Here is a 1,088-nt window from a genome sequence, read left to right on the forward strand (position 1 = left end):
ACATCTTAGCTCTCCTAACGGATTTTCCTATTAAGATCATCGCCTTAATGCTTAAACTAGGACAACCATCGCCTAGCAGTAGTTAACCTCATGCGTCACTCCATCGAAACTATAAGAGGTACGGGAATATTAACCCGTTTCCCATCGACTACACTTTTCAGTTTTGCCTTAGGGGCCGACTAACCCTGGGAAGACGACCTTTACCCAGGAAACCTTAGGTTTTCGGCGAATGGGGATCTCACCCATTTTTTCGTTACTCATACCTGCATTCTCACTTCTGATACCTCCATCAAGCTTTCCAGCTTAACTTCTCTGGCTTACAGAACGCTCCCCTACCATCTTAACTTTCGTTAAGATCCAAAGCTTCGGTAATGTGTTTAGCCCCGTTACATTATCGGCGCTTAAGTACTCGACCAGTGAGCTATTACGCACTCTTTAAAGGTATGGCTGCTTCTAAGCCAACCTCCTGGCTGTTTACGTACCTAAACCTCCTTTTCCACTTAACACATTTTTGAGACCTTAGCTGTTGGTCTGGGTTGTTTCCCTCTCGACTATGAACCTTATCGCCCATAGTCTCACTCCCATTCATCATTTAATAGCATTCGGAGTTTAACTGAGTTTGGTACCCTTTGACAGGCCCTAGCTCAATTAGTGCTCTACCTCTATTAAACTAAAATAAGGCTGAACTTAAATCCATTTCGGGGAGAACCAGCTATCTCCGAGTTTGTTTAGCCTTTCACTCCTATTCACAGCTCATCCCTGCCTTTTTAAACAGACTAGAGTTCGGCCCTCCACTTGGTTTTACCCAAGCTTCAGCCTGGCCATAAATAGATCACTCGGCTTCGGGTCTACCACATCTAACTAAATCGCCCTTTTAAGACTCGCTTTCGCTTCGACTCCAGCACTTCTATGCTTTAATCTTGCTAGATATGATAACTCGCAGGTTCATTATGCAAAAGGCACGCCATCACCGCAATAAATCGCGGCTTTGACTGCTTGTAAGTCTACGGTTTCAGTTCTATTTCACTCCCCTCCCGGGGTTCTTTTCACCTTTCCCTCACGGTACTCTTCTCTATCGGTAGCTTTTT

The 1,088-nt window shown here is 44.8% G+C and carries 1 rRNA gene; it reads right to left on the reverse strand.

Annotated features, from left to right (window positions below):
- Nucleotides 1-1,088, reverse strand: a 23S ribosomal RNA gene (locus BLO14_RS05925); the annotation flags it as partial.

This window comes from Borreliella japonica, from assembly GCF_900099615.1.
In the GTDB taxonomy this organism is placed as follows: Bacteria; Spirochaetota; Spirochaetia; order Borreliales; family Borreliaceae; genus Borreliella; species Borreliella japonica.